The organism is Auritidibacter ignavus, assembly GCF_003703835.1.
Classification (GTDB): Bacteria; Actinomycetota; Actinomycetes; order Actinomycetales; family Micrococcaceae; genus Auritidibacter; species Auritidibacter ignavus.
In genome coordinates this window covers 42,320-63,094 of the sequence record NZ_RDQR01000005.1, presented here as the reverse complement: position 1 = coordinate 63,094, position 20,775 = coordinate 42,320, and the positions used below count along the sequence as shown (strand labels likewise).

Here is a 20,775-nt window from a genome sequence, read left to right as displayed (position 1 = left end):
TCTTGACCTGGCTGGATTGGGTTCTTCTTGTCGTACTGGTCATCGTGTTCATCAATGGCATTCGACAGGGTCTCTGGGTGTCGGCCGGACGGATGCTGGGATTCGTTCTCGGCACCATTGCTGCCTTCTTTTTGATGCCCGAAGTCAACCGTTTCGTGGATTCTCCGATGTGGCGCATCGTGGCTATGGTGGTGTGCGCAGTTGTCCTCGTCGGCATCGGGATGGCCATTGGAGTGGCCGTTGGTCGAGCCGTACGACTACGGGTTAACGCTCCGATTGCCCGACGTGTGGACAAGGTGCTTGGAGGAATTGTCAATACCGCCATCGCCTCGGTGTTGATTGCCCTATTGGCCTTCTCTTTGTCATCGATGGGTATGCCACAACTAACGCAGACCATTAAGGAATCCCGGGTCATCGCTTTCGTCACCAAATTGACTCCTGAGTCTGGACGGACCTTCGTGGCTTCATTGTGGACCGATTTCTTGGATTCAGGGGTGATTCCCGAGTTGGGGCCGATGCTCCAGTCGCAAGGCCCGGTGGAGGACAATGCTGTCCGCCCTCCCAATGATGCCGTGCAACAGGCCGGACAGGCTACGGTCCGTATCACCGGAACTGCATTTGAATGCGGTCAGAACCAAACCGGTTCAGGATTCGCCGTGGAGCCGCAACGAGTGGTGACCAACGCCCACGTTGTTGCCGGAGTTGAGGGACCGACCGTCGAAGATCTCGACGGAAACGTCTATCGTGCTTCGGTGGTCTACTTCGACCCGGAGACCGATCTTGCGATTCTCCAGATTCCCGACGCCGATCTTCCAACGTTGGAGGTCGGTCGTGGATTAAGCATCGATGATGATGCCTACGCTCTCGGGTTTCCCGCCGGTGGTCCATACCGCATTACGACTGGCAAAGTGCAAGCTGAAGGTCCGGCCACGCTGAATAACATCTATGGTCAAGATCCGCATTTGACCGGCATTTATCAGTTGGCCTCCGATATCCGTGAGGGGAACTCGGGCGGCCCACTCGTCGACGACGCCGGCCAGGTTGCCGGCGTCATCTTCGCCAAAGCTCCCGATGCCCAGGTCGGCTACGCAATCACCGCCGAGGAAGCTGGGTCGGTGCTGACCTCAGCGCAGAGCTACACCGAACCGGTATCAACGGGGCAGTGTTTGGCTGATTAATTCATCACCGATGAACTAACGGTTGCATGCCTGCTGTTTCCGTGCGAGGCATGGTTTTCCGCGCGTTGCTCTTGTGAAATTTCATGTTTCGTCATACTCTTGTGATCACTATCACACTCATCACGCTGGTAGGCCCTGAAGATAAAGGAGTTGGGCATGGCCCTGACACAAGAATCACTCACCGCGGGGAGACAGCAACGCGAACAATTCAGTACCCGCTGGGTCTTCCTGTTGGCGGCAATCGGATCTGCCGTGGGACTCGGAAATATTTGGCGCTTTCCCTATGTCGCCTACGAAAACGGTGGTGGCGCATTCATCCTGCCGTACATGGTGGCGCTACTGACCGCAGGTATTCCGCTGTTGTTCTTTGACTACGCCATTGGACACCGCTTTAAAGGATCCCCACCACTGGCCTTCCGTCGGCTCAGCCGGTGGACTGAAGCCATCGGCTGGTGGCAGGTGATGATCTGTGCCGTGCTTGGACTGTTCTATGCCGCCATCCTGGCCTGGGCCACTTCCTATATTTGGTTCTCGGTGACCGAAGCCTGGGGAGATGACCCAGAAGGCTTCTTCTTCGCGGACTACCTGCAAGCCACAGAACAAGCCGAAGTGAGCTTCCAGATCGTTCCAGGAGTCTTCTTCCCGCTACTAGCTCTGTGGATCCTGGTGCTGACCATCCTCGCACGCGGGGTGGGCAAAGGCATCGGGGTTGCTGCCACGATCGGTATGCCTCTGCTGGTGATCATGTTCGTGATCTTAGTCGGCATTGGTTTGAGCCTGCCGGGCGCAGCCACCGGTTTGGATGCGCTGTTCACACCGGATTGGTCGGCACTGACAAGACCAGAAGTGTGGGTGGCCGCCTACGGTCAGATCTTCTTCTCCCTTTCGGTCGGCTTCGGCATCATGCTGACTTACGCTTCCTACCTGAAGCGACGCTCTAACCTGACCGGATCAGGTCTCGTTGTTGGATTCTCCAACTCCGGTTTCGAGCTGCTTGCCGGCATCGGCGTCTTCTCGGTACTGGGCTTTATGGCCCAGGCATCTGGGCTTCGGGTCGACGAGGTCGCTAGTTCCGGCATTGGTTTGGCTTTCGTGGCGTTCCCCGCCATCATTTCCGAAGCCCCCTTGGGGCTGGGCCCGATTATCGGCGTCCTGTTCTTCGGGTCGCTACTGTTTGCGGGAATCACCTCGCTGATCTCGATTACCGAAGTGGTGATCTCCGGCATTATGGACAAAACTGGTTGGTCCCGCGCACGGGTGGTGGCTATTGCTGGTGGGCTCTCCGCTGTGGTCTCGCTCCTGGCCTTCAGCACCACCTCCGGAATCCACCTCCTTGACGTCACCGACGCCTTTGTGAACAACATCGGTATTGTCGGGGTCAGCCTGGTGGCGGTCTTCGTGGTCTCCTGGGTGCTGTTCCGACTCAACGAATTCGTCGGGCACCTGAACTCGGTGTCTTCCTTCCGCCTGGGCTGGATCTACAAGATCTTGATCTCCGTGGTTATGCCAGTCGTGCTGGGTATTACGCTAGTCCAGTACATTCTGCAGGTTGTCAATGAAGGCTATGGGGGAATGCCCTCCTGGTATGTCGGCACCTTCGGATGGGGCATGTCAGCGCTACTGGTGGTGCTGGCCGTCGTGGTCGCACTGATCCCCTGGGCGAAAAACTCCGGGATGCAAGACGATCAGCACGAGCAAGATTTCGACATCAAGAACACACCCCGGCACGCAGACCAACCGGTCACTACTCAGGAGGTCAACCAGTGAGCACCATAGCAATTGTGATGATGATCATCTGCCTCGGGGTCGTATGGGGTGGCCTGGCCGTGGCGATCGTCCACCTGCGAGGCAACCCGGATGAGACCACGGGAGAGCTCGGCGCCGACGGAGCTGTTCCCCCCGCCCAGCAGATCAACCAGAGCTGACGCGCAGGTTGTCGCATCCCCATCTGTTGCGGCCTGAACCCGCTGAACCACCGGTTCTGAGAGTTACCCAGGACCGGTGGTTCAGCGGGATCGGCAGTTAAAAGCAGATGAGGAGCAGACTTTTACCCAAAAGATATCCCGCATTCTCGACAGATGTGGTTCACTGGGAGAAGATCTTCAGGAGCAAACCTGAGGCCCGAGAGACCTGAGATGTTAAGAAGGGTTACCGTGTCGAATCAGAATTACCAGCCACCGCAGGGATATCCACATCAGCAGCAACCCGGTGCTGGTGCTTCGCAACAGTACTCGGCGCCTCGTCCGGGCGTGCAGAATCTGCAAGGCGGCTCCTCCATGCCGGCCGTGGCCGTGATGATCACGGCAGCCGCCGCCCTGGTAGCCGGTGCCGGTCTGTGGGCGATGATCAACGACATTACGTATTACAACCAAACACGCGGATACATTGGTGATCAGGCGGCGAGCTTCAATATCCTCTGGAATGCGGAGTTTTTGCTCAACCTTGTTCTGAACATTGGTGGTGGAATCGTGGTGATGGTCCTGGTGCTCAGGGCCAAGGGATTGGACGGATCTCGTCCCATGTTGGGGTCGTTCACCTCCAAACACCTGGTGCAAGCCATTTCCTGGGCCATTGGCGTTTACGCGCTCTTGAACTTCATTGCTTTCGACTACTTCTACTGGGCGTCTGAAGCGTTGATGACAATCTTGCTGTTCTTGGTGGCAACAGCCTTGGTGTTGTTCGTCACCTGGCCACAACTATTCAACGGCTCCGCTAGCGCACAGCCTGCAGGAGTACAGCCAGCAACGCCACCGTACCAGCGCCATGCTTACATGGGGTCAGCCCAGCCTGTCCGAGCACAACAGCCCGTCGCCTACCAGGACTTCGGTCAGCCGGTAGCGTCTCAGCAGACCGGCTATCAGCAATTCCAACAAGGTGGCACCGACCAGGTCACACCGGGGGCACCGTCTCAGCAACAGCCCGAACCGGTAGACCCCTTTGTCGCCGCCGCGTCTGCACAGCAGAACCAGACTCAGGCCCCGCAGCAGGTTCACCAGGAGGAAGACAAGCCGTCCGGGCGTCGGGCTGCCCAGCCTTCGACTGAACAGCACGGCGAACAGCCCGGAGGCCAACCCGCTCCGACTGAAGCCGAGCCCGTAACACCGGCACACCCTGGCCAGGATGCCTCCACCGAATCCCACGACGAGACCGAACCTGACCAGAGCTGGAACCGTCCTGAAACGTCTGCCGAAACCCACGAGCCAGCAGTCGGTGTCGACCCAGTGGTCGACGCGCAGGTGGAAACCGGTGGTCGGTCCTCGACAGTCGGGGCCGACTCAGCACTTACCTCGGGCGGACTGACTCCCGCCGACACCGCCCAGCCGTTCTGGTTTGCGGTCTACACGCCCCGCCGGGCCGTGACTGAGCAGGGCGAACCGGCATTCGCGCTGGAACCGGGCCAGTGGATTCTGGCCTTGGAAGACCGTGGACACGAATTCCTCGTGCAATCCTACGATGGACAGCGTGGTCTGTTGCGTGAGCTCGAGGGGATTGAACGGGCACCGCAACAGTGACCGCTCGTGATCCCGAGGATGAAACACCACTAGCTCGAAAGCGTCGCGCTCGGAAAATCAATCGGGTGTTGGCGGAGTTCTTCCCTTATGCGGTCGCGGAACTGGATTTTGACAATCCCTTTGAGTTGCTGGTGGCCACCGTCCTGTCAGCCCAAACCACCGATGTGCGGGTCAATTCCGTTACCCCGGACCTTTTCGCCCGATTCCCGGATGCCGAAGCGCTCGCTATGGCCGATGAACGCGAAGTCCAAGAGTTGATCCGGCCGACCGGTTTTTATCGGTCCAAGACGAGCTCGATTATGAAACTCTCCCAAGCGCTGGTGGAGAAGTTCGCCGGATCGGTCCCGGACAATCTCAAGGATCTGACTAGCCTGCCCGGGGTGGGACGGAAAACCGCCTTCGTTGTGTTAGGCAACGCTTTTGGCAAACCCGGTCTGACCGTCGATACCCACTTTGGTCGAGTGTCCCGCCGTCTAGGCTGGACCACCGCTGAAGACCCCGTCGCTGTGGAAACCGCGGTGGCAGAGCTGTTCGAACCCCGCGAGTGGATCATGCTCTCCCACCGGCTGATTTTTTTGGGCCGGCGCATCTGTCACGCGCGAAAACCGGCCTGCGGGGCCTGCCCGGTCGCCCGCTGGTGCCCTTCGGCCGGGATCGGCCCGTTGGACCCCTACAGTGCCAGTAGGCTGTTGAAGTATGAGCTAGCACCTGGGCGCGAAGAACTCCATCAGCGCATGCTCGAAGGAGCAACCCGTCGCCAGCTCCGTGCCGAGGGCTACTCGCTACAGGCCTAACTCCGCCACGATGACAGTCTGCACCACCCGCACCTCAGGAGGCGACCCAGCCCGTGCAGCCCGAGAAGACCACCCTGGAGACCGTCCAACAAGATTTGGTGGACCTGGTCAGTCGCTACGGCACGCTCAACGCGGAGCTTCCCGAGTGCGCATTTAGCACGCCCACTAAGGAACTCGATCCACGGGGTTTCCGATTTCCCCGCATGACCACCGAGAACGCCACACCGTCGGCGGTGCTGATTCTCTTCGGCGCCCTCGACGACGTGCCGGCCGACTATCGGAGCGAGACGGTGCCTAGTTCACTGGATGTCTTGCTCACCCAACGCGCCGTGACCTTACGCAAACACCCCGGCCAGATTTCCTTCCCGGGTGGTCAGCGCGATCCTGCCGATGCCGATGACACCGCCTGTGCATTGCGGGAAGCTAGCGAGGAAACCGGCCTCGATCCATCCTCCGTCACCGTGTTGGGACAACTACCCACCGTGGGACTGCCCGTGACCAATTTTTCGGTCACCCCAGTCATCGGATGGTGGTCCACCCCCGGCAGTGTTGACGTGGTCGACGATCATGAAGCGACCCGCGTTTTTCGCGTCCCCGTCGCCGATCTGATCGACCCCGATCACCGAGTCTCGGTGCTGATGACCTCACCGCAGACCGGAGAACTTCTCCGCCCGGTCATGCCCGGATTCCTCGTGGCCGACACGCTGGTGTGGGGGTTTACCGCCTTGCTCATCGACCGCATCCTGGATCTTCTGGGATGGACGCATCCTTGGGATCGGGCCCAGTGCGTAGACGTCACCGGGTGGGACGCGACGCAACCCGCCCCGAAAATTTTTACCTGCCACGAGCACCTGTCTGACTAGCTGGGGCCGTCACGGCGCGACCCGCCCGTCCACAGTTGGACGGCGAGCGACGATCCTGTTCCACAGTCGCGGGCACCTGCTGGGACGGGCCTGGCTGTGCCAGGCACAGTAGAGGGCATGAGAGCACTCCCGAAACGTCCGCGTCACCAGCGCGCTATCGCAACAGCGACGATAGACCGCCCGAGCAGGCTCAGTGCCGAACAGCAACAGACCTACCGTTACCTGCTGGGGTTATTAGCCAGCCTGGGTATTGAGATTCTATCCGGTGACACGGCCACAGCACCCCAGCCGTCCTCGGCGCGACAGATGCAACCACGCCAGCTCCAAATCCGGCTGAACTCAGGTCATCACCGCAGGGTGAGTATTGGTCCATTCAGCTGGAGGCTACCCGACGACACCGAGGCGCTACTCGAGCATTTACACCACGACCCCGCCGACCCCGGTCACCCGCCAGGTGCTCACGCCAAGCACCCAGACCAGGTGGTACTGGTGCGGACCACCACCGCCCCGGCAACACCCTGGGCCGGATGGAACCTCGCTCGGGTGACCCGCTACGGCGCTCCCACACTGCTGGTCGACGCCGACCCTCAGGCCGCCTGTTCGCGCGCGCTCGTGCCCCGGTTGCATCACCCCTCACGGCGGGGCTGGGTGTGCTGGGCTACCGTGCAGGACGGGCTGGCAGTAGGAGAACGATGTTTTACCGGGCTCAGCTCGCGACATCGGGACACACCGCTGGCCTTCCTGGGCTTCGAGGTCCCCGATGACACGGACTCTGTCGTGGGGGCCATGCCAGATCAGCACGATGTGGTTCAGGTTCTTGAGGCAACCGCCCGCATGGGTATCACCACGGTCACCGATGTTGGGTTCGACGCCAATCGAGCAACCGAGTTGCAGTCCCGTGGCGCCACCCTGGTTACTCTCGCCACCACCGGCGTCTCTCCCGCTGGGCTGACTCCCGACATCGTGGTGCGCTTCCCGGGCCCGGGAGGGGTGGTGCCACGTATCCGTCACCGGGTACTGCGCCTGCTGACTACCTCGCTACCCTCGACAGACCCTCCGACCATCTTCCTCCCGCTCAGTTGGGGGTGCCGTCCCCGCAATCTGGACATCACACCACAACGAAGCGACCGACGCCTCTACACCACCCTGTTTGGCCACCGGAGGTGGCCTCGATGAGACATTTCGTCCCTGACCTGCCTCCGGCTCCAGCGACTGACCGGTGGGCCCAGGCAAAACTCTGGCTGGCTTCACGCCTGGCCGGCGCCGGGGAACAATCCCAGGAGGAGCACACCGCCGAAGCCATTGGCCGACATGTCGAGTCGTTGGGACCGCAACACGCCCGGCATTTGATGACCCGGCTGCTCGACGACCTGCAAGGACTCGGGCCGCTGGCCGACTATCTCCGCCAGGACGGCGTCTCCGACATCATGGTGACCGGAGAGGGGCACGTCTGGCTTGACTGCGGGCATGGGGTCGAACCCACCGAGCACAGACTGCCCCGGGCAGAGGTCATGAACCTGGCCCGTCGGCTACTTTCTCAAGGCGGACGACGCCTGGATGAGGGCCAGCCCTTCGGTGACGTGTTTCTGGCTGGGGCTCGCATTCACGCACTGATCCCACCGGTCGTGGAGCACCCTCAGCTCAGTATCCGCTTGCCCCATCCGGTCACCCCGCGACTTGAGCAGCTCAGTCAGCAGTGGCCGCACCGCGAGTACTGGTTACGCGTGTGTGAATTCCTTGTCCAATGTCGCGCAAATGTCCTGATTTCCGGAGCTACCGGCTCGGGCAAAACGACGCTAGCCTCCAGCCTGCTCTCCACGGTGGACGACCACGAACGCATCATCACTATTGAGGACACCCCCGAACTACGTATTGACCACCCACATGTGGTCAACCTGCGCACCCGGGAAGCCAATATTGAAGGGGCCGGCGCCATCGAAACGCGGGAGCTGATCCGACAGTCATTGCGTATGCGACCCGATCGGTTGATCGTCGGAGAGTGCCGCGGAGCCGAAATCGCCGAATTCCTTACGGCGATGAATACCGGGCATCAAGGCGCGATGGGAACCCTGCACGCCAACTCTACGGCCGATGTCCCAGCCCGCCTCCACGCGATGGGCGGTTTAGCCGGGCTTTCCCCAGAGGTCCTCACCCTGCAAGCCCGGTCAGGCGTCGACGTGCTGATGCATATCTGCCGAGACGAATATGGCCGGCACCCCACCGAATTAGCCGTGCTGGCGCCGGAAGAACGAGCCGGTCAAGCCTTGACGGTACTACCGGCTCTGACGCAACGCGGTAGCACGCTGTATGAAGGCCCGGGCCTGGCCGTCGTCGAACAACTGGGCACCAAACCAGAATGGAAGGGGCTGCCCCGATGAGCCGAACACCAACCACGCTCGCCCACCGTAGCAAAAACCTCCTCGCCACTACCCCGCTCGGCCCATTGCTGGGCCTAGCCGAACCAGGAGAACTGTCCGAAATTATCGAGATGCTCCGCCAAGCGGCCGCGTTGCTGGATGCCGGACGCGACCCGCAACGTGTCTGGAGCGAACTGGCCCTAGGTTACCCGGCGTGCCCACGCTCCGTAGCTACCGACGATACCGACCCGGGATGTTGTCTGCACCATACCTTGGCAGCCCAGCAGGGATTGGAAGTCCTCGCCGAAACCCCACTACAACACGTCACCGGTCCAGGAGAACCACACTATTGGCAACAGATCAGTGGCAGCCTCGAACTCGCCAGAGATACCGGAATGAAACTCTCCACACTGCTCAGCCGACTTGCCGACGCTCTTGAAGCCGGAGAAGATGTCCACCAAGCTCGGCAAACCGCGGCCGCCGGGCCACGTTCGACAGCCACACTTTTGGCGTGGCTTCCCGTAGCGGGCATGGCCCTGTCCGCGATGATCGGGGTCACCGTCTTTCACCTGTTACTCGAACCGATTGGGTGGGTGCTGTTGGCCACTGGCGTAGGGCTGGCCACGCTAGGTCGGTGGTGGAGCCAACGGCTGGTGAAAGAGGCCCAGAATGTCTGAAAGGTCTCGCGATTACCTGGACCCCGCTCTAGCCATGGACCTGTTAGCTGCGTTGTTGTCCTCCGGCATCGGTCTGGCGAGCGGTCTGCAGCACATCGGTACGCGTTTTCCCCAAGCCCGCGAGCTCTCCGAGGTCGGGCTCCGGCTCCATCACGGATTCAGTTGGCAACAAGCCTGGGAACCGGTCGCCGGTATCACTGAGTACCAGACCCTGGCCGAACACCTGTATTTCCCGTTTACAGCCGCCGTCCCGAGCGCCACCGTGATTCGCGGGGCGGCCTCCAGCCTGCGTCGACACCGACAACGAGCCGCCGAGAAACGCGCAGCCGAGCTGGGCATCAAACTCGTGGTGCCCATGGGCGTTTGTCTGCTTCCCAGCTTTATCTGCCTGGGCGTGATGCCACTGGTGATCACCCTGTTTCCCGACGTGATGAACCTATAACTGAATAGTCCCTGTCCGTCAAACAACATCACAACATCCCATACAACAGAAAGGAGCTTGTCATGAGCGACCACATCTTGTCCTCGCACGACACTGCCGCTGTTTCCGACCAGGAATTTCAGGTTGATCTCAGCGACGAATCTGGAGCTCAAACCGCCGAATACGGCATCGTGATGCTCGCCGCCGTAGGATTCGCCGGCTTGCTGGCCGTCATTCTCTCGGGTGGGGCCGTCCAAGACCTGCTGAATGGTCTGGTTGAGCAGGCCTTGCAGTTCTAAAACGGCGGTGTGAATCGGGTTGCCGTGGCATTCACCGGTGAGTGCCACGGCAACCCGGCCACCATAGCTCCATCTGACAACCAGCCACGATGTGGCCCGGAAGGTAGGGACGACGATGTCTCAGACATTTAGATACCGAGTAGGCCGTGATACTGGGTCGGTGACCGCGGAATTCGCGGTGGTGCTCCCAGTGGCCATGATAGTGGCGGCGATGCTGGTCAACGCCGTGGTGATCGGTGTCCAACAAGTTCGGCTCGAGCAAGCTGCCGCCGCGGCAGCTCGAGAACTGGCCCGTGGGGAGCCCGCCGATGGGGTGACAGCTACCGTATCGCGGATGGCGGGAAGCCAGGCCTCCGCCCAGCAGGAGATCTCCGGTTCGTGGGCCAGTGTTACCGTGTCGAGGCCCACCCCGGGTCCGGTTGGCTGGCTCAACATCGGCACGTTGGAAGCTCGTGCTCATGCACCGTATCAGTGGGTGATTTCCCCATGAACACCCCACCAGTGCCATGGGACGACCAGCAGGGTTCTGGCACCGTTGTGGTGGTTGGCATCATCGGCTGTTTAGCCACACTGCTTATAGGAGGGTTGATGCTCGTCCAAGCCACGGTCGCTTCCTCGCGGGCGGCTGCGGTCGCAGACCTAGCAGCCTTGGCTGCCGCCGATGCTGCCCGGTCACTGATTCCAAGCGAACCGTGTCAGATTGCCGAACAGACCGCAGCTCGCCATCACGTCAGGATGGAATCCTGCCAGTGGGAATCCGACGATACGGTGCGGGTCTCGGTTACCAATGAGCTCGTCGCCGGTTCCGGGTCCCTCGGGTTGGTCGCAACAGCGGAATCACGGGCTGGCCCTGACCGGATGATGGCAGGTACCGCAACAGATGAGTGAGTACTGCCACGGCCCCGGGTTTATCCAAGGGCGAGTTACGGTTCCCACATTTAGGTGATTGCACGCAGGAAGGGCATCCTTGCTCGCATTCACAGGCCAGAATTGCGTCACGGGTGGCCTTGACCCACATCCGCGCCGTGTTAAAGCCACGACGAGCGAATCCCGCCCCACCGGGGTATCCATCGTAGATAAAGACCGTGGGTTGGGAGGTGTCCGGGTGCAACACCATCGAGACCCCTCCGATATCCCACCGGTCGTTGGAGGCCACCAGTGGCAACATACCAATCATTGCATGTTCAGCAGCGTGTAATGCTCCAGGCATCCGGTCGGTGGTCAGCCCTGCGGCGATCAGCTCGTCGGAGCTTGTGGAAAACCACACCGCTTCGGTGAACAGCTCTTGTGCGGACAGTTCGAGTGGTTCTTCTCCGAGTATTTGAGAAGTGATCACTTCTCGCCGCTGGTAGGACACGACTCGGGTCGTGACCTTGACGTTGCCGAGGTTCCAGGTCAGTCGGGTTGGTTGTGTCGCCGAGTCCGGAACGACTTGTTCGAGCGTGTTGAGAATCGCGACCTGTGTGGTTTCTCGAGCCTGGGTGTAGAAATTGGGTTCAGCACGAACGACGAGCACTACCCCGTTGTCCTCATCGAGGACGGTGACCAGCCACGTGCGCCCCTGGTGAACATACACCGCTCCGGGGTGGGCTTGGGAATGTGATTGTTCGGCGCTGATGGTACCTAAAACGGTGCCGGTCTCTTCGTCGACGATCTCCAACGGTGCTCCGCCGATATCGCGCAACCCGATCGTTGCGGCCGGCCGGTCGGGGTGGGTCCAGAACCAGCCGGCGGGACGGCGCCGCAGATAGCCTTCTGCGGTGAGGTCCTCAAGGAGGCGGTGAACGTGTTCTTCGGGACCAAAATCTGGCAGATCCTCGGGGGTGAGTGGAAGTTCAGCGGCCGCCGCGCACAGGTGTGGACCGAGAATATAGGGGTTCGTGGGATCAATAACCACGTCTTCGACCCCAATGTCGAAAATTCGTTCCGGGTGATGCACCAGGAAGGTATCTAGCGGATCCTCACCGGCCACATAGATAGCCAAAGAATCTTGACCGCTACGACCGCTACGTCCCAGTTGCTGGAAAAAGCTGGCGCGGGTGCCAGGCCAACCGGTAATGATCACCGCATCCAGCCCCGAAATATCAATGCCAAGTTCCAAAGCGGGCGTGGTGGCCACCGCCAGGAGTTTCCCATTGTCTAAGGCTTGTTCCACCTCGCGCCTTTCCTCCGGCAAGAGTCCAGAGCGGTAGGTTGCTACCCGCGAGACAAGATCCGTCTTTACCTCGCTGAGCTGCCGCTTGGTCGATTGCGCCATGGCCTCCGCCCCGCGACGGGAACGGATGAAGGCCATGGATCGAATCTGCTGGATGGCGAAATCAGTGAGAAAGTCTGCTCCAGTAGAGATCAGCGAACGACGCCGTTGAGCACCGTGTTCTCCGGTGTCATCGGAGAATTCGGGCTCCCAGAAGCCCACTGAGACGGCGCCGTGCCCGGATGTATCACAGGTGACTGCTCGCACCGGTGCGCCAATGAGTTCTGCGAAACTCGTCGCGGGATCCGAGGAGGTCGCAGAGGCACCGATGAAATGCACGTCGGTGTTGTGATAGTGAGCGCAGACTCTGCGCAGACGGCGCAACACTACCGCCACATGAGAACCAAATACGCCGCGATAGGAGTGGGCCTCGTCGATGATCACCCACCGCAATCGCCGGAAAAACCGGGTCCACTGGTGGTGCTGGGGCAAAATCCCAAGATGCAACATGTCCGGGTTCGTGAGCACAATATTGGCGTGGTCGCGTACCCACCGTCGAGTCTGCGGATCCGTATCGCCGTCGTAGGCTTCAGGGCGTAAGCCGGCCCGGAGACGATCTGCCAGCTGGGACCAGGACACCAATTGGTCGGCACCCAGCGCCTTGGTTGGAGCGAGATACAGTGCCGTCGCTGTCGGGTCCGCGAGAACGCTGGAAGCCACCACGGCCTGGTATGCCAATGATTTTCCCGAGGCGGTTCCGGTGGCCAGAATGGTGTGCTCAGACCCGAGAGCTATCTCGATGGCCTGAGCTTGGTGTAACCACGGGCGGTGAATCCCGCGGTGTGCAAAGGCCTCACGGACCGCTTCAGCAATACCCTGTGGCCAGTCGGCATAAGTTGGTTCGCGTGCGGGAATGTAACGACCGTGGACGAACTGGGCCGGCACTGTGGAATATCCCAGGGCCTCTCGCAGCTGATTGAGCGCAAGACGTTCTGCCGCCTGCCCAGCACTATCCGGGCAACCAGACAGATCGCGGTCAGCGGAGTCGGGATCGTCGAGCGGGTGGATCCTGTGTGCTCCTAGACCTGGAAATGCTCGTGAGTCTGAACATGGTCATCGGAGACATCAGGGTGAGCTAACACCACGACGTCGGCGAGCGGAGTCCAGCCCAGGTGCTTGTACAGTGCCTGACCATCGGTCCCGGCAATGAGGAGGCCTTCTTCGACGGCTTCTTCCAAGGCCAGGGAGCCAAGGTAACGCATCACCAGTGAGCCCAGTCCCTGACGACGGAACTCGGGGTTGGTCCAGATCCGGTCAAAGACGGCGTGTTGACCGACGACACCCACACGTCCGCGAGCGGCGGTGTGGTCCGGACCGGTGGGGTGCTCGTCGGTGGTGATAAAGCTCAGTGAGTACCACCCGTCCTGCCGACGGACATCGGCGATGAACTCGTCGGGGACAACAGGTTCTTCCACATCGTGGCTGGCCATGTCAGTGACCATCAGCTTCTCACCCACACCGATGGCCTTCAGGCCGGTTTTTTCAGCCAGGCGTTGAGCGGCGGCCTCGGCGGGCTCAGGTTGCGCGGGCAGATCGGAAGCAACGATCAAACGACGGGTGGGGTGCTGTTTGATTTCATCGGCCACAGTATTCAATACGTGGTCGTCGGTGTTCGCGATGACGTACTCCCACAAGTCTTCGGTCGCATCATCAGAGATGGCCGGTCGCAACGCAGCGTGGATTTCTCCGTGGGACGTCAGGTGGTGGTTCCGGATACGGGCGCGCCCTGTCAGCCAATTGGTGACAAGTTCGTCAGTCAGCGATGAGGAGATAGCCATGACATTAAGCATACCTGGCAGGGCCGGCCAGGCCCACACACGTAATCAACTTGAGATGAAAAGATTTGTCGTTGTGTCTTACCCTGAGACATGTGAGTTCCGTATCCGCTAGCCCCCAGACCAAGATCGCGCTGTACTATCATTTTGCTCCGATTCCCGATCCGCAAGCAGTGCAACTGTGGCAACGAACCCTGTGTGCGTCATTGGGGCTCACCGGTCGCATCATTATCTCTGAACACGGCATTAACGGCACCGTGGGCGGACCCATTCGAGACGTGAAGGCGTATGTGAAAGCCACCAGGGAGTATGCGCCGTTTACATCGTTGACCGTGAAATGGTCGGATGGTTCGGATGAGGATTTTCCGCGCCTTTCGGTCAAGGTTCGTCCCGAGCTGGTGGCCTTTGATGCTCCCGATGAAATTGAGGTCAACGACCAGGGAGTGGTCGGCACTGCTGAACATCTCTCACCGCAACAGCTCCACGAGCTGGTGGAGAACCAGAAGCGGGCCGGAGAAGACGTGGTGTTTTTTGACGGTCGCAATCGGTTTGAGGCCGAGATTGGTCGGTTCAAAAACGCGGTGGTGCCCGATGTGGACACGACCCGTGACTTCGTGGCCGAACTCGACTCCGGTAAGTATGATCATCTCAAAGATCAGCCGGTGGTCACCTACTGCACCGGGGGGATCCGGTGCGAGGTGTTGACCGTGCTGATGGCCAACCGTGGATTTAAGAACCTCTACCAACTCGATGGTGGCATCGTGAAATATGGCGAGGCCTTCGCTGACCGTGGCCTGTGGGAGGGCTCGCTGTATGTTTTCGACCAGCGGATGCACACCGAATTCTCCTCAGCAGCCAAAACCATCGGGCACTGCATCTTGTGCGAGCAACCCTCGAGTCAGCTACGGAATTGTCACGCCCCCGGATGCCGGCACTTGCAGGTGGTGTGCGACCAGTGCGAGGCAAACCACCCCGACCGAATCTGTGAGGTCTGCGCCTCAACCTTTGAGGACTCGCAGGAGTCTTCAGCATGACTCACTCGAAGCAGCCGGCCCTGGGGCCGATGCCGACAACACCACGGGCCGACCGGGACCTGATCGGTGCGCTGGCGGCAGACCTTGACCAGGTCAACTACCGGGCTGATCCCATCGCCGAGTTGCTGGGGCCGTGGGCGATTGCGGCCTTGGACCGAGAACAGGCAGAACCCGCCCGTGTCGTGGTGGAGACGATGCTGAAAAACTCGACAGAGCAGATCAGCCCGGAACAGGGTTTGGCGGCGGTCATCAGCGTGTGGATGCTCGGCGATGCCGTGGCCACCGAGTATCTCGAGGCTGCCTTGCCGACCCTGGGTGTTGCCGGGGCAGTGCAGCTGGGGCTGGGCACCGTCGTGGAGGGGCGCTTCGTGCCGGGCGTGGACCTGTCCGTCTACGACGCTGATCGTCCCGGACAGCTCTGGGTGGCCAGCGATCAGACCGCGTTGCAACTACGCCAGCCCCTACCGGGCGGACACGTGCTGGGCGCAGGTCGGGCGTCGCTGACCTTGGCGGGGCTCGTTCCGCGCGAACCGGTGGCTACCGCCCTGGATCTTGGAGTCGGGTGCGGGGTGCAGACCTTTCATCTGTTGGACCACGTCCAGCACGTTACCGCTACTGATATTTCCGACCGAGCGTTGGCCTTTACCTTATTCAATGTCCTCCTGAACGCGTCGATGTTGGGCGTTGATCCAGCACACCCGCAGCACCGCCTGACTCTGCGCAACGGATCAATGCTCGAGCCGGTGGCCGAACAGCGGTTTGATCTCATCGTTTCTAACCCGCCCTTTGTGATTGCACCCGCCGGCGGCCCTGCCGGTGCAGAACATACCTATCGGCAAACCGGCGCCACCGGGGACGCGGTGACCGAACAACTTATCCAAGAACTTCCGACAGCACTGACCGACGGTGGGACCGCGGTGTTGATGGCCAACTGGGAAATTCATCACGACCAGCAGTGGGACACTCGGATCCGCCAGTGGTTACCCGGCCCACCGGCCGATTCCGGCTCGGATGCTGTGCTCGTGGACGCCTGGGTGATTCAGCGCGATCAGCAAGATCCGGCTGGATATGCCGAAACCTGGTTGGCCGATTCCTCTGACCAGCTGGATCCGGCCCTGTTTGCCAGCGGATATCGTCGCTACCTCACCGATTTTGCTCAGCGATCCGTGACCGGGATCGGTTTCGGTTGGGTGCGTCTGCGGCGACGGACTACCGGGGCAGCGACCCCGTTACGCCGGCTCGAGTCATATCAGGGTGAGGTGCACCAGCCCGTGGGGCGGGCATGGACTCAGGCTGTGAAGGCCTGGGACACGCTGCAAACCACCGACTGGACGCAACGCCACGCCCGGGTCCCGTACCATGTGACCGAAGAACGGTATCAACACTTTGGGGCTGAGGATCCAGAGGTTATCATGGCCCGGCAGGGTGCCGGCTTCGGGCGGACTGCCATTCTGGACACAGCAACGGCTGCGGTATTGTCGGTAGCAGATGGGCAACTGAGCTTGCGCCAGATCTTTGCGGCGGTTTCGGGGCTCTTAGGCCTGGACAAGACCGCCAGTACCGCATTAGAACGGGCGGTTGCACAGCTGATCGTCGAAGGGTTCGTCGTCTTAGCGGATGACGGTGATTCCGTCACAAACCGTGACGAGCAGACGCAGAGCCGTGGTGAGAATTGAAATAATCGGATAGTCACAAACATTCCGGGTAGTGTGCCTGTCAGTGCATTAGTTGGCGTCATGCCTGGGAAATTATTGGAGGAACCTCGTGCCAGAGAAGTCATCCCCGACCATCGGCGGTACTCACTTGGTGATTGTGGAGTCCCCGGCGAAATCTCGGTCGATCGCCAAATATTTAGGTGACGGCTGGGTTGTGGATGCTTCAGCTGGTCACATTCGAGATCTCCCGCGTCCTTCGGACCTGCCGGCCGAACTGAAAAAGGGCAACTACGGAAAATTCGCGGTCGATACCGAGAATGGGTTTGAACCCTATTACGTGGTCTACCCGGATAAGAAGAAAAAGGTCACCGAGCTGAAGAAATTGCTCAAAGACGCCGATGACCTCTACTTGGCCACTGACGCCGACCGAGAAGGGGAAGCTATCGCCTGGCACCTCTACGAGGTGCTCAAGCCCAAGGTTCCCGTCTACCGGATGACGTTTACCGAAATCACCAAAGAAGGTGTGGCCCGCGGTTTAGACAATATCCGGGAGATCGACCACGACCTGGTCGATGCTCAAGAAACCCGTCGCATTCTGGACCGGTTGTTCGGATACGAAATCTCTCCGGTGCTCTGGCGTAAAGTCGCCCCTGGGCTCTCGGCCGGACGGGTGCAGTCGGTGGCCACCCGCCTGGTCGTGGAGCGAGAACGGGAACGGATGGCATTCATCCCGGCTAGCTACTGGGACATTGAAGGTCAGTTCGCCACCCAGAGCGAGGAATCCTTTACCGCCCGACTTAGTGCCGTTGATGATCGACGGGTCGCCACCGGCCGTGACTTCACCGATCGCGGTGAGCTCAAATCCTCGGCCACAGACCAGGTCGTGCACCTGGACCAATCCTCGGCTACTGCTCTGGCCGAAGGACTGGCCGATGCCGAATTTCGGGTGACTTCGGTGAAGGATAAGCCGTACCGGCGTCGCCCCGCCGCCCCGTTCACGACCTCCACATTGCAGCAAGAAGCCTCCCGTAAATTGCGGTTCTCCTCACGGGTGACCATGCAGGTGGCCCAGCGACTCTATGAGAACGGGTTCATTACCTATATGCGTACTGACTCGGTGGTGCTGTCCACCGAAGCCATCAACGCCGCCCGAGGACAAGCCACCGAACTCTACGGCCAAGATTCCGTGCCCGAGACTCGGCGCTACTACACTTCCAAGAACACCGCAGCCCAGGAGGCCCACGAAGCGATCCGTCCAGCTGGGGACCACTTCCGCACTCCTGCCCAGGTCTCCTCCCAGCTCTCCGGCGACGAATACCGGCTCTATGAGCTGATTTGGAAGCGCACCGTGGCCTCGCAGATGATCGATGCCACCGGGTATACCGCCACCGTGAAGTTGCAGGCTAGCTCCGTTGAAGATACCCCGCGAGTAGCAGAGTTCAGCGCCTCCGGCACCGTGATTACCGTGCCCGGTTTCTTGGCGGCCTATGAAGAGGGCCAGGACGAGTCCAACCAGCAACAACAAGTGCGGCTACCGGATCTCAGTGTTGGTCAGCACCTGGATGCCTCTGAGGTCACTGCCAACGGCCACGAAACCACCCCGCCGGCCCGATACACCGAAGCTTCGATCGTGGCCGAACTCGAAAAGCGCGAGATCGGTCGACCCTCCACCTATGCGCCGACAATCTCGACCATCATGGATCGCGGATACGTCAAGAAACGAGGCACCGCACTGGTGCCCTCCTGGACCGCCTTTTCGGTTATCCGGTTGCTCGAAGAACACTTCGACCGTTATGTGGATTATGACTTCACCGCTCGGATGGAAGATGACTTGGATAAGATCGCGGCTGGGGAAATGGAGCGGGCTGCGTGGCTGGAAGCGTTCTACTTCGGTGCCGAACACGCTGCCCAGACCGACGATGACCAAGCCGCCGACGGACTGAAATCTGTCGTGGAAAATCTCGGTGATATTGATGCTCGTGCGGTGAACTCGGTACATCTCACCGATGACATCACCCTGCGAGTCGGACGCTACGGGCCCTATCTGGAAAAGGCGCTACCGGCTGATGCCTCCGAAGGGACCGACCCCGAACGGGTCAATGTTCCCGAGGATTTGGCCCCGGACGAGCTCACCGCGGACAAAGCCCGGGATTTGATCGATAACGCCGCCCCGTCGGAGCGGATCCTGGGCGTGGACCCTGAGTCTGGGTATGAGATTGCCGCCAAGGACGGTCGGTACGGGCCCTATGTGACGCAAGTGATTCCGGAACCAACCCAGGAAGAAATTGACGCTCAGCCGACCGAATACTATAAAAACGGCAAGCCCAAACCGAAGAAGAAGCCCAAACGACCGAAGCCCAAGACCGCGTCCTTGCTGAAATCGATGGACTTGGCCACGGTGACCTTGGAGGATGCCCTCACGGTGCTCTCATTGCCACGCGTGGTGGGTACTGCCGACGATGGGACCAAGATCACCGCCCAGAACGGCCGATTTGGTCCGTATTTGAAGAAGGGTACTGATTCTCGGTCCTTGGAAACCGAGGAGCAGATGTTTACCATCACCCTCGAAGAAGCCGAAAAGATCTATGCCCAGCCTAAAAAGCGCGGACGTGGTGCAGCCAAGCCACCACTGGCCGAACTAGGGGAGGACCCGAACTCCGGTGGCAAGGTGGTGGTCAAGGACGGCCGTTTCGGCCCCTACATCACCGACGGTACCACCAATGTCACAGTGCCACGCGGTACCGATCCGCAGGCGGTCACCGCAGAGCAGGCCTATCAGTTGCTCAGCGATAAGCGTGCGAAAGCCCCGGCAAAGAAAAAGCGTTCACCGCGGAAAAAGACCACCGCGTCCAAAAGCTAGTAGGGCTTCACCCACCTAGCTCACCGGCGGCCGCCGCAGAGAGAGTAGGCTAGAAGCATGCGCCTTGGAGTACTGGATATTGGATCCAATACAGTTCATCTGCTTTTAGTCGACGCTCACCCCGGAGCTCGCCCCAACGCCTACGCTGATCACAAGCAACAACTGTCGTTGATCCGGCATCTCGATGACCAGGGTGCGATCACTACCGAAGGTGTCGACAAGCTTCTGTTATTCATTCGGGAGGCGGTGAGCTTTGCTCAGCGCAACGGTGCAGAAGACATGATCGCCTTTTGTACCTCGGCGATCCGTGAATCGGCCAACGGCCCAGAGGTCCTGGCCAAAGTCACCGACGAAACCGGAGTGCATCTGGCCGAACTCAGTGGCGACCAAGAAGCAGCGATGACATATTTCGCCGTCCGGCGCTGGCAAGGTTGGCACGTGGAACACCTACTGAACTTTGACATCGGTGGCGGTTCCTTCGAAATTGCCTATGGCACCGATGAGTTGCCCTCCCGTGCAGTCTCGGTCCCGTTGGGTGCAGCCCGGTTAACCCGTGAATTTCTGTCCTCGGACCCGCCGAAAGGCAAGCAACTCAGAAAGCTCTCCGGCCACATTGAGGCGGTTTTAGACGACACACTGGGACATTTGGGGGATTCGATTCAGATGCCCGAGCACACTGTGGTGACCGGCACCTCCAAGACGTTCCGTTCCTTGGCTCGTGTCGCCGGGGCCGCACCCAGCTCGGAAGGTCCCTTTGTCACCCGGACGCTGAAGCGCAAAGACCTGAAGTATTGGATCGGCAAAATGTCGAAGATGACGGTCGACCAACGAGCCCAGTTGCCCGGCGTGTCCGAAATCCGGGCCCCGCAGGTTTTGGCCGGAGGCATGGTGGCCCATGCGGCGATGAAATACTTCGGCGTCAAACGCTTGGTGATTTGCCCCTGGGCGTTGCGCGAAGGGTTAATGATGGGACGGCTCGACGCGTTGTTGATGGAAGGCGTCGTCGGTCGTGATCTGGACCCGTGGGTGGGCTCGCTGAATCTTTCCTCTGGTGCCGAAACTCCCGGGTTCTCGCTGGGGGTTGTCAGTGCCTGAG

The 20,775-nt window shown here is 60.3% G+C and carries 19 protein-coding genes; 17 read left to right on the top strand and 2 right to left on the bottom strand.

Annotated features, from left to right (window positions below):
* The first annotated feature begins 2 nt into the window (after window positions 1–2).
* From DYI20_RS04235 to DYI20_RS04175, 13 genes are all read left to right on the top strand, one after another.
* Entirely contained in the window at window positions 3–1,178 is a 1,176-nt protein-coding gene (locus DYI20_RS04235) for a MarP family serine protease (protein WP_158524715.1), read from the top strand.
* A gap of 156 nt (window positions 1,179–1,334) precedes the next feature.
* Complete coding sequence (locus DYI20_RS04230) at window positions 1,335–2,945, top strand: sodium-dependent transporter (RefSeq protein ID WP_110100690.1); 1,611 nt, start codon at window positions 1,335–1,337, stop codon at window positions 2,943–2,945.
* Window positions 2,942–3,103, top strand: a complete 162-nt coding sequence (locus DYI20_RS04225; protein ID WP_110100689.1) for a methionine/alanine import family NSS transporter small subunit — start codon at window positions 2,942–2,944, stop codon at window positions 3,101–3,103. Before DYI20_RS04230 ends, DYI20_RS04225 begins: the two co-directional genes overlap by 4 nt.
* 228 nt (window positions 3,104–3,331) lie before the next feature.
* Window positions 3,332–4,690: a hypothetical protein gene (locus DYI20_RS04220; protein WP_110100688.1), complete on the top strand. Its 1,359-nt coding sequence runs from the start codon at window positions 3,332–3,334 to the stop codon at window positions 4,688–4,690.
* Window positions 4,687–5,484 (top strand): endonuclease III, encoded by a 798-nt coding sequence (nth, locus tag DYI20_RS04215; protein WP_110100687.1) that lies wholly within the window; start codon window positions 4,687–4,689, stop codon window positions 5,482–5,484. Before DYI20_RS04220 ends, nth begins: the two co-directional genes overlap by 4 nt.
* A 53-nt stretch (window positions 5,485–5,537) precedes the next feature.
* Window positions 5,538–6,347, top strand: a complete 810-nt coding sequence (locus DYI20_RS04210; protein WP_233487902.1) for an NUDIX hydrolase — start codon at window positions 5,538–5,540, stop codon at window positions 6,345–6,347.
* A 117-nt stretch (window positions 6,348–6,464) separates the two neighbouring features.
* The gene (locus DYI20_RS04205) at window positions 6,465–7,523 is read left to right on the top strand and encodes a hypothetical protein (RefSeq protein WP_122548921.1); all 1,059 of its coding nucleotides are present in this window, start codon (window positions 6,465–6,467) and stop codon (window positions 7,521–7,523) included.
* Window positions 7,520–8,725: a TadA family conjugal transfer-associated ATPase gene (locus tag DYI20_RS04200; RefSeq protein ID WP_122548920.1), complete on the top strand. Its 1,206-nt coding sequence runs from the start codon at window positions 7,520–7,522 to the stop codon at window positions 8,723–8,725. Before DYI20_RS04205 ends, DYI20_RS04200 begins: the two co-directional genes overlap by 4 nt.
* Window positions 8,722–9,381 carry a type II secretion system F family protein gene (locus DYI20_RS04195; RefSeq protein ID WP_110110228.1) on the top strand — a complete coding sequence of 220 codons (660 nt, stop codon included), beginning with the start codon at window positions 8,722–8,724 and terminating at the stop codon, window positions 9,379–9,381. Before DYI20_RS04200 ends, DYI20_RS04195 begins: the two co-directional genes overlap by 4 nt.
* Window positions 9,374–9,823 (top strand): type II secretion system F family protein, encoded by a 450-nt coding sequence (locus DYI20_RS04190; protein ID WP_110098010.1) that lies wholly within the window; start codon window positions 9,374–9,376, stop codon window positions 9,821–9,823. Before DYI20_RS04195 ends, DYI20_RS04190 begins: the two co-directional genes overlap by 8 nt.
* Window positions 9,824–9,885: 62 nt before the next feature.
* Window positions 9,886–10,101: a DUF4244 domain-containing protein gene (locus DYI20_RS04185; protein WP_110110229.1), complete on the top strand. Its 216-nt coding sequence runs from the start codon at window positions 9,886–9,888 to the stop codon at window positions 10,099–10,101.
* A 115-nt stretch (window positions 10,102–10,216) separates the two neighbouring features.
* Entirely contained in the window at window positions 10,217–10,591 is a 375-nt protein-coding gene (locus tag DYI20_RS04180) for a TadE family type IV pilus minor pilin (protein WP_146206804.1), read from the top strand.
* Window positions 10,588–10,989 carry an Rv3654c family TadE-like protein gene (locus tag DYI20_RS04175; protein WP_122548918.1) on the top strand — a complete coding sequence of 134 codons (402 nt, stop codon included), beginning with the start codon at window positions 10,588–10,590 and terminating at the stop codon, window positions 10,987–10,989. Before DYI20_RS04180 ends, DYI20_RS04175 begins: the two co-directional genes overlap by 4 nt.
* On the opposite strand, the gene DYI20_RS04170 is transcribed toward DYI20_RS04175, so the two are convergent.
* Both DYI20_RS04170 and DYI20_RS04165 read right to left on the bottom strand, forming a co-directional pair.
* Entirely contained in the window at window positions 10,883–13,240 is a 2,358-nt protein-coding gene (locus tag DYI20_RS04170; protein ID WP_244924651.1) for a DEAD/DEAH box helicase, read from the bottom strand. The genes DYI20_RS04175 and DYI20_RS04170 overlap by 107 nt on opposite strands.
* A gap of 134 nt (window positions 13,241–13,374) precedes the next feature.
* Complete coding sequence (locus DYI20_RS04165; RefSeq protein WP_166769853.1) at window positions 13,375–14,133, bottom strand: GNAT family N-acetyltransferase; 759 nt, start codon at window positions 14,131–14,133, stop codon at window positions 13,375–13,377.
* Between the two features lie 92 nt (window positions 14,134–14,225).
* Here DYI20_RS04165 and trhO point away from each other — a divergent pair, with 92 nt between their 5' ends.
* The 4 genes from trhO (at window position 14,226) to DYI20_RS04145 (ending at window position 20,774) form a co-directional block, all read left to right on the top strand.
* Window positions 14,226–15,164 (top strand): oxygen-dependent tRNA uridine(34) hydroxylase TrhO, encoded by a 939-nt coding sequence (trhO, locus tag DYI20_RS04160; RefSeq protein WP_110098004.1) that lies wholly within the window; start codon window positions 14,226–14,228, stop codon window positions 15,162–15,164.
* On the top strand, window positions 15,161–16,840 hold the full coding sequence (locus tag DYI20_RS04155) for a DUF7059 domain-containing protein (RefSeq protein ID WP_233487900.1): 1,680 nt from the start codon (window positions 15,161–15,163) through the stop codon (window positions 16,838–16,840). Before trhO ends, DYI20_RS04155 begins: the two co-directional genes overlap by 4 nt.
* Before the next feature lie 88 nt (window positions 16,841–16,928).
* Window positions 16,929–19,679 (top strand): type I DNA topoisomerase, encoded by a 2,751-nt coding sequence (topA, locus tag DYI20_RS04150; protein WP_122548915.1) that lies wholly within the window; start codon window positions 16,929–16,931, stop codon window positions 19,677–19,679.
* Between the two features lie 57 nt (window positions 19,680–19,736).
* Window positions 19,737–20,774 (top strand): Ppx/GppA family phosphatase, encoded by a 1,038-nt coding sequence (locus DYI20_RS04145; RefSeq protein WP_110098002.1) that lies wholly within the window; start codon window positions 19,737–19,739, stop codon window positions 20,772–20,774.
* The last annotated feature ends 1 nt before the right edge of the window (window position 20,775 follow it).

Excerpts from the sequence above, each read along its gene's own strand:
- DYI20_RS04230 (WP_110100690.1), top strand. The coding sequence starts at position 1,335 with ATGGCCCTGACACAAGAATCACTCACCGCGGGGAGACAGCAACGCGAA.
- DYI20_RS04205 (WP_122548921.1), top strand. The coding sequence starts at position 6,465 with ATGAGAGCACTCCCGAAACGTCCGCGTCACCAGCGCGCTATCGCAACA.
- DYI20_RS04200 (WP_122548920.1), top strand. The coding sequence starts at position 7,520 with ATGAGACATTTCGTCCCTGACCTGCCTCCGGCTCCAGCGACTGACCGG.
- DYI20_RS04195 (WP_110110228.1), top strand. The coding sequence starts at position 8,722 with ATGAGCCGAACACCAACCACGCTCGCCCACCGTAGCAAAAACCTCCTC.
- DYI20_RS04190 (WP_110098010.1), top strand. The coding sequence starts at position 9,374 with ATGTCTGAAAGGTCTCGCGATTACCTGGACCCCGCTCTAGCCATGGAC.
- DYI20_RS04185 (WP_110110229.1), top strand. The coding sequence starts at position 9,886 with ATGAGCGACCACATCTTGTCCTCGCACGACACTGCCGCTGTTTCCGAC.
- DYI20_RS04180 (WP_146206804.1), top strand. The coding sequence starts at position 10,217 with ATGTCTCAGACATTTAGATACCGAGTAGGCCGTGATACTGGGTCGGTG.
- DYI20_RS04175 (WP_122548918.1), top strand. The coding sequence starts at position 10,588 with ATGAACACCCCACCAGTGCCATGGGACGACCAGCAGGGTTCTGGCACC.
- DYI20_RS04165 (WP_166769853.1), bottom strand. The coding sequence starts at position 14,133 with ATGGCTATCTCCTCATCGCTGACTGACGAACTTGTCACCAATTGGCTG.
- DYI20_RS04155 (WP_233487900.1), top strand. The coding sequence starts at position 15,161 with ATGACTCACTCGAAGCAGCCGGCCCTGGGGCCGATGCCGACAACACCA.
- DYI20_RS04145 (WP_110098002.1), top strand. The coding sequence starts at position 19,737 with ATGCGCCTTGGAGTACTGGATATTGGATCCAATACAGTTCATCTGCTT.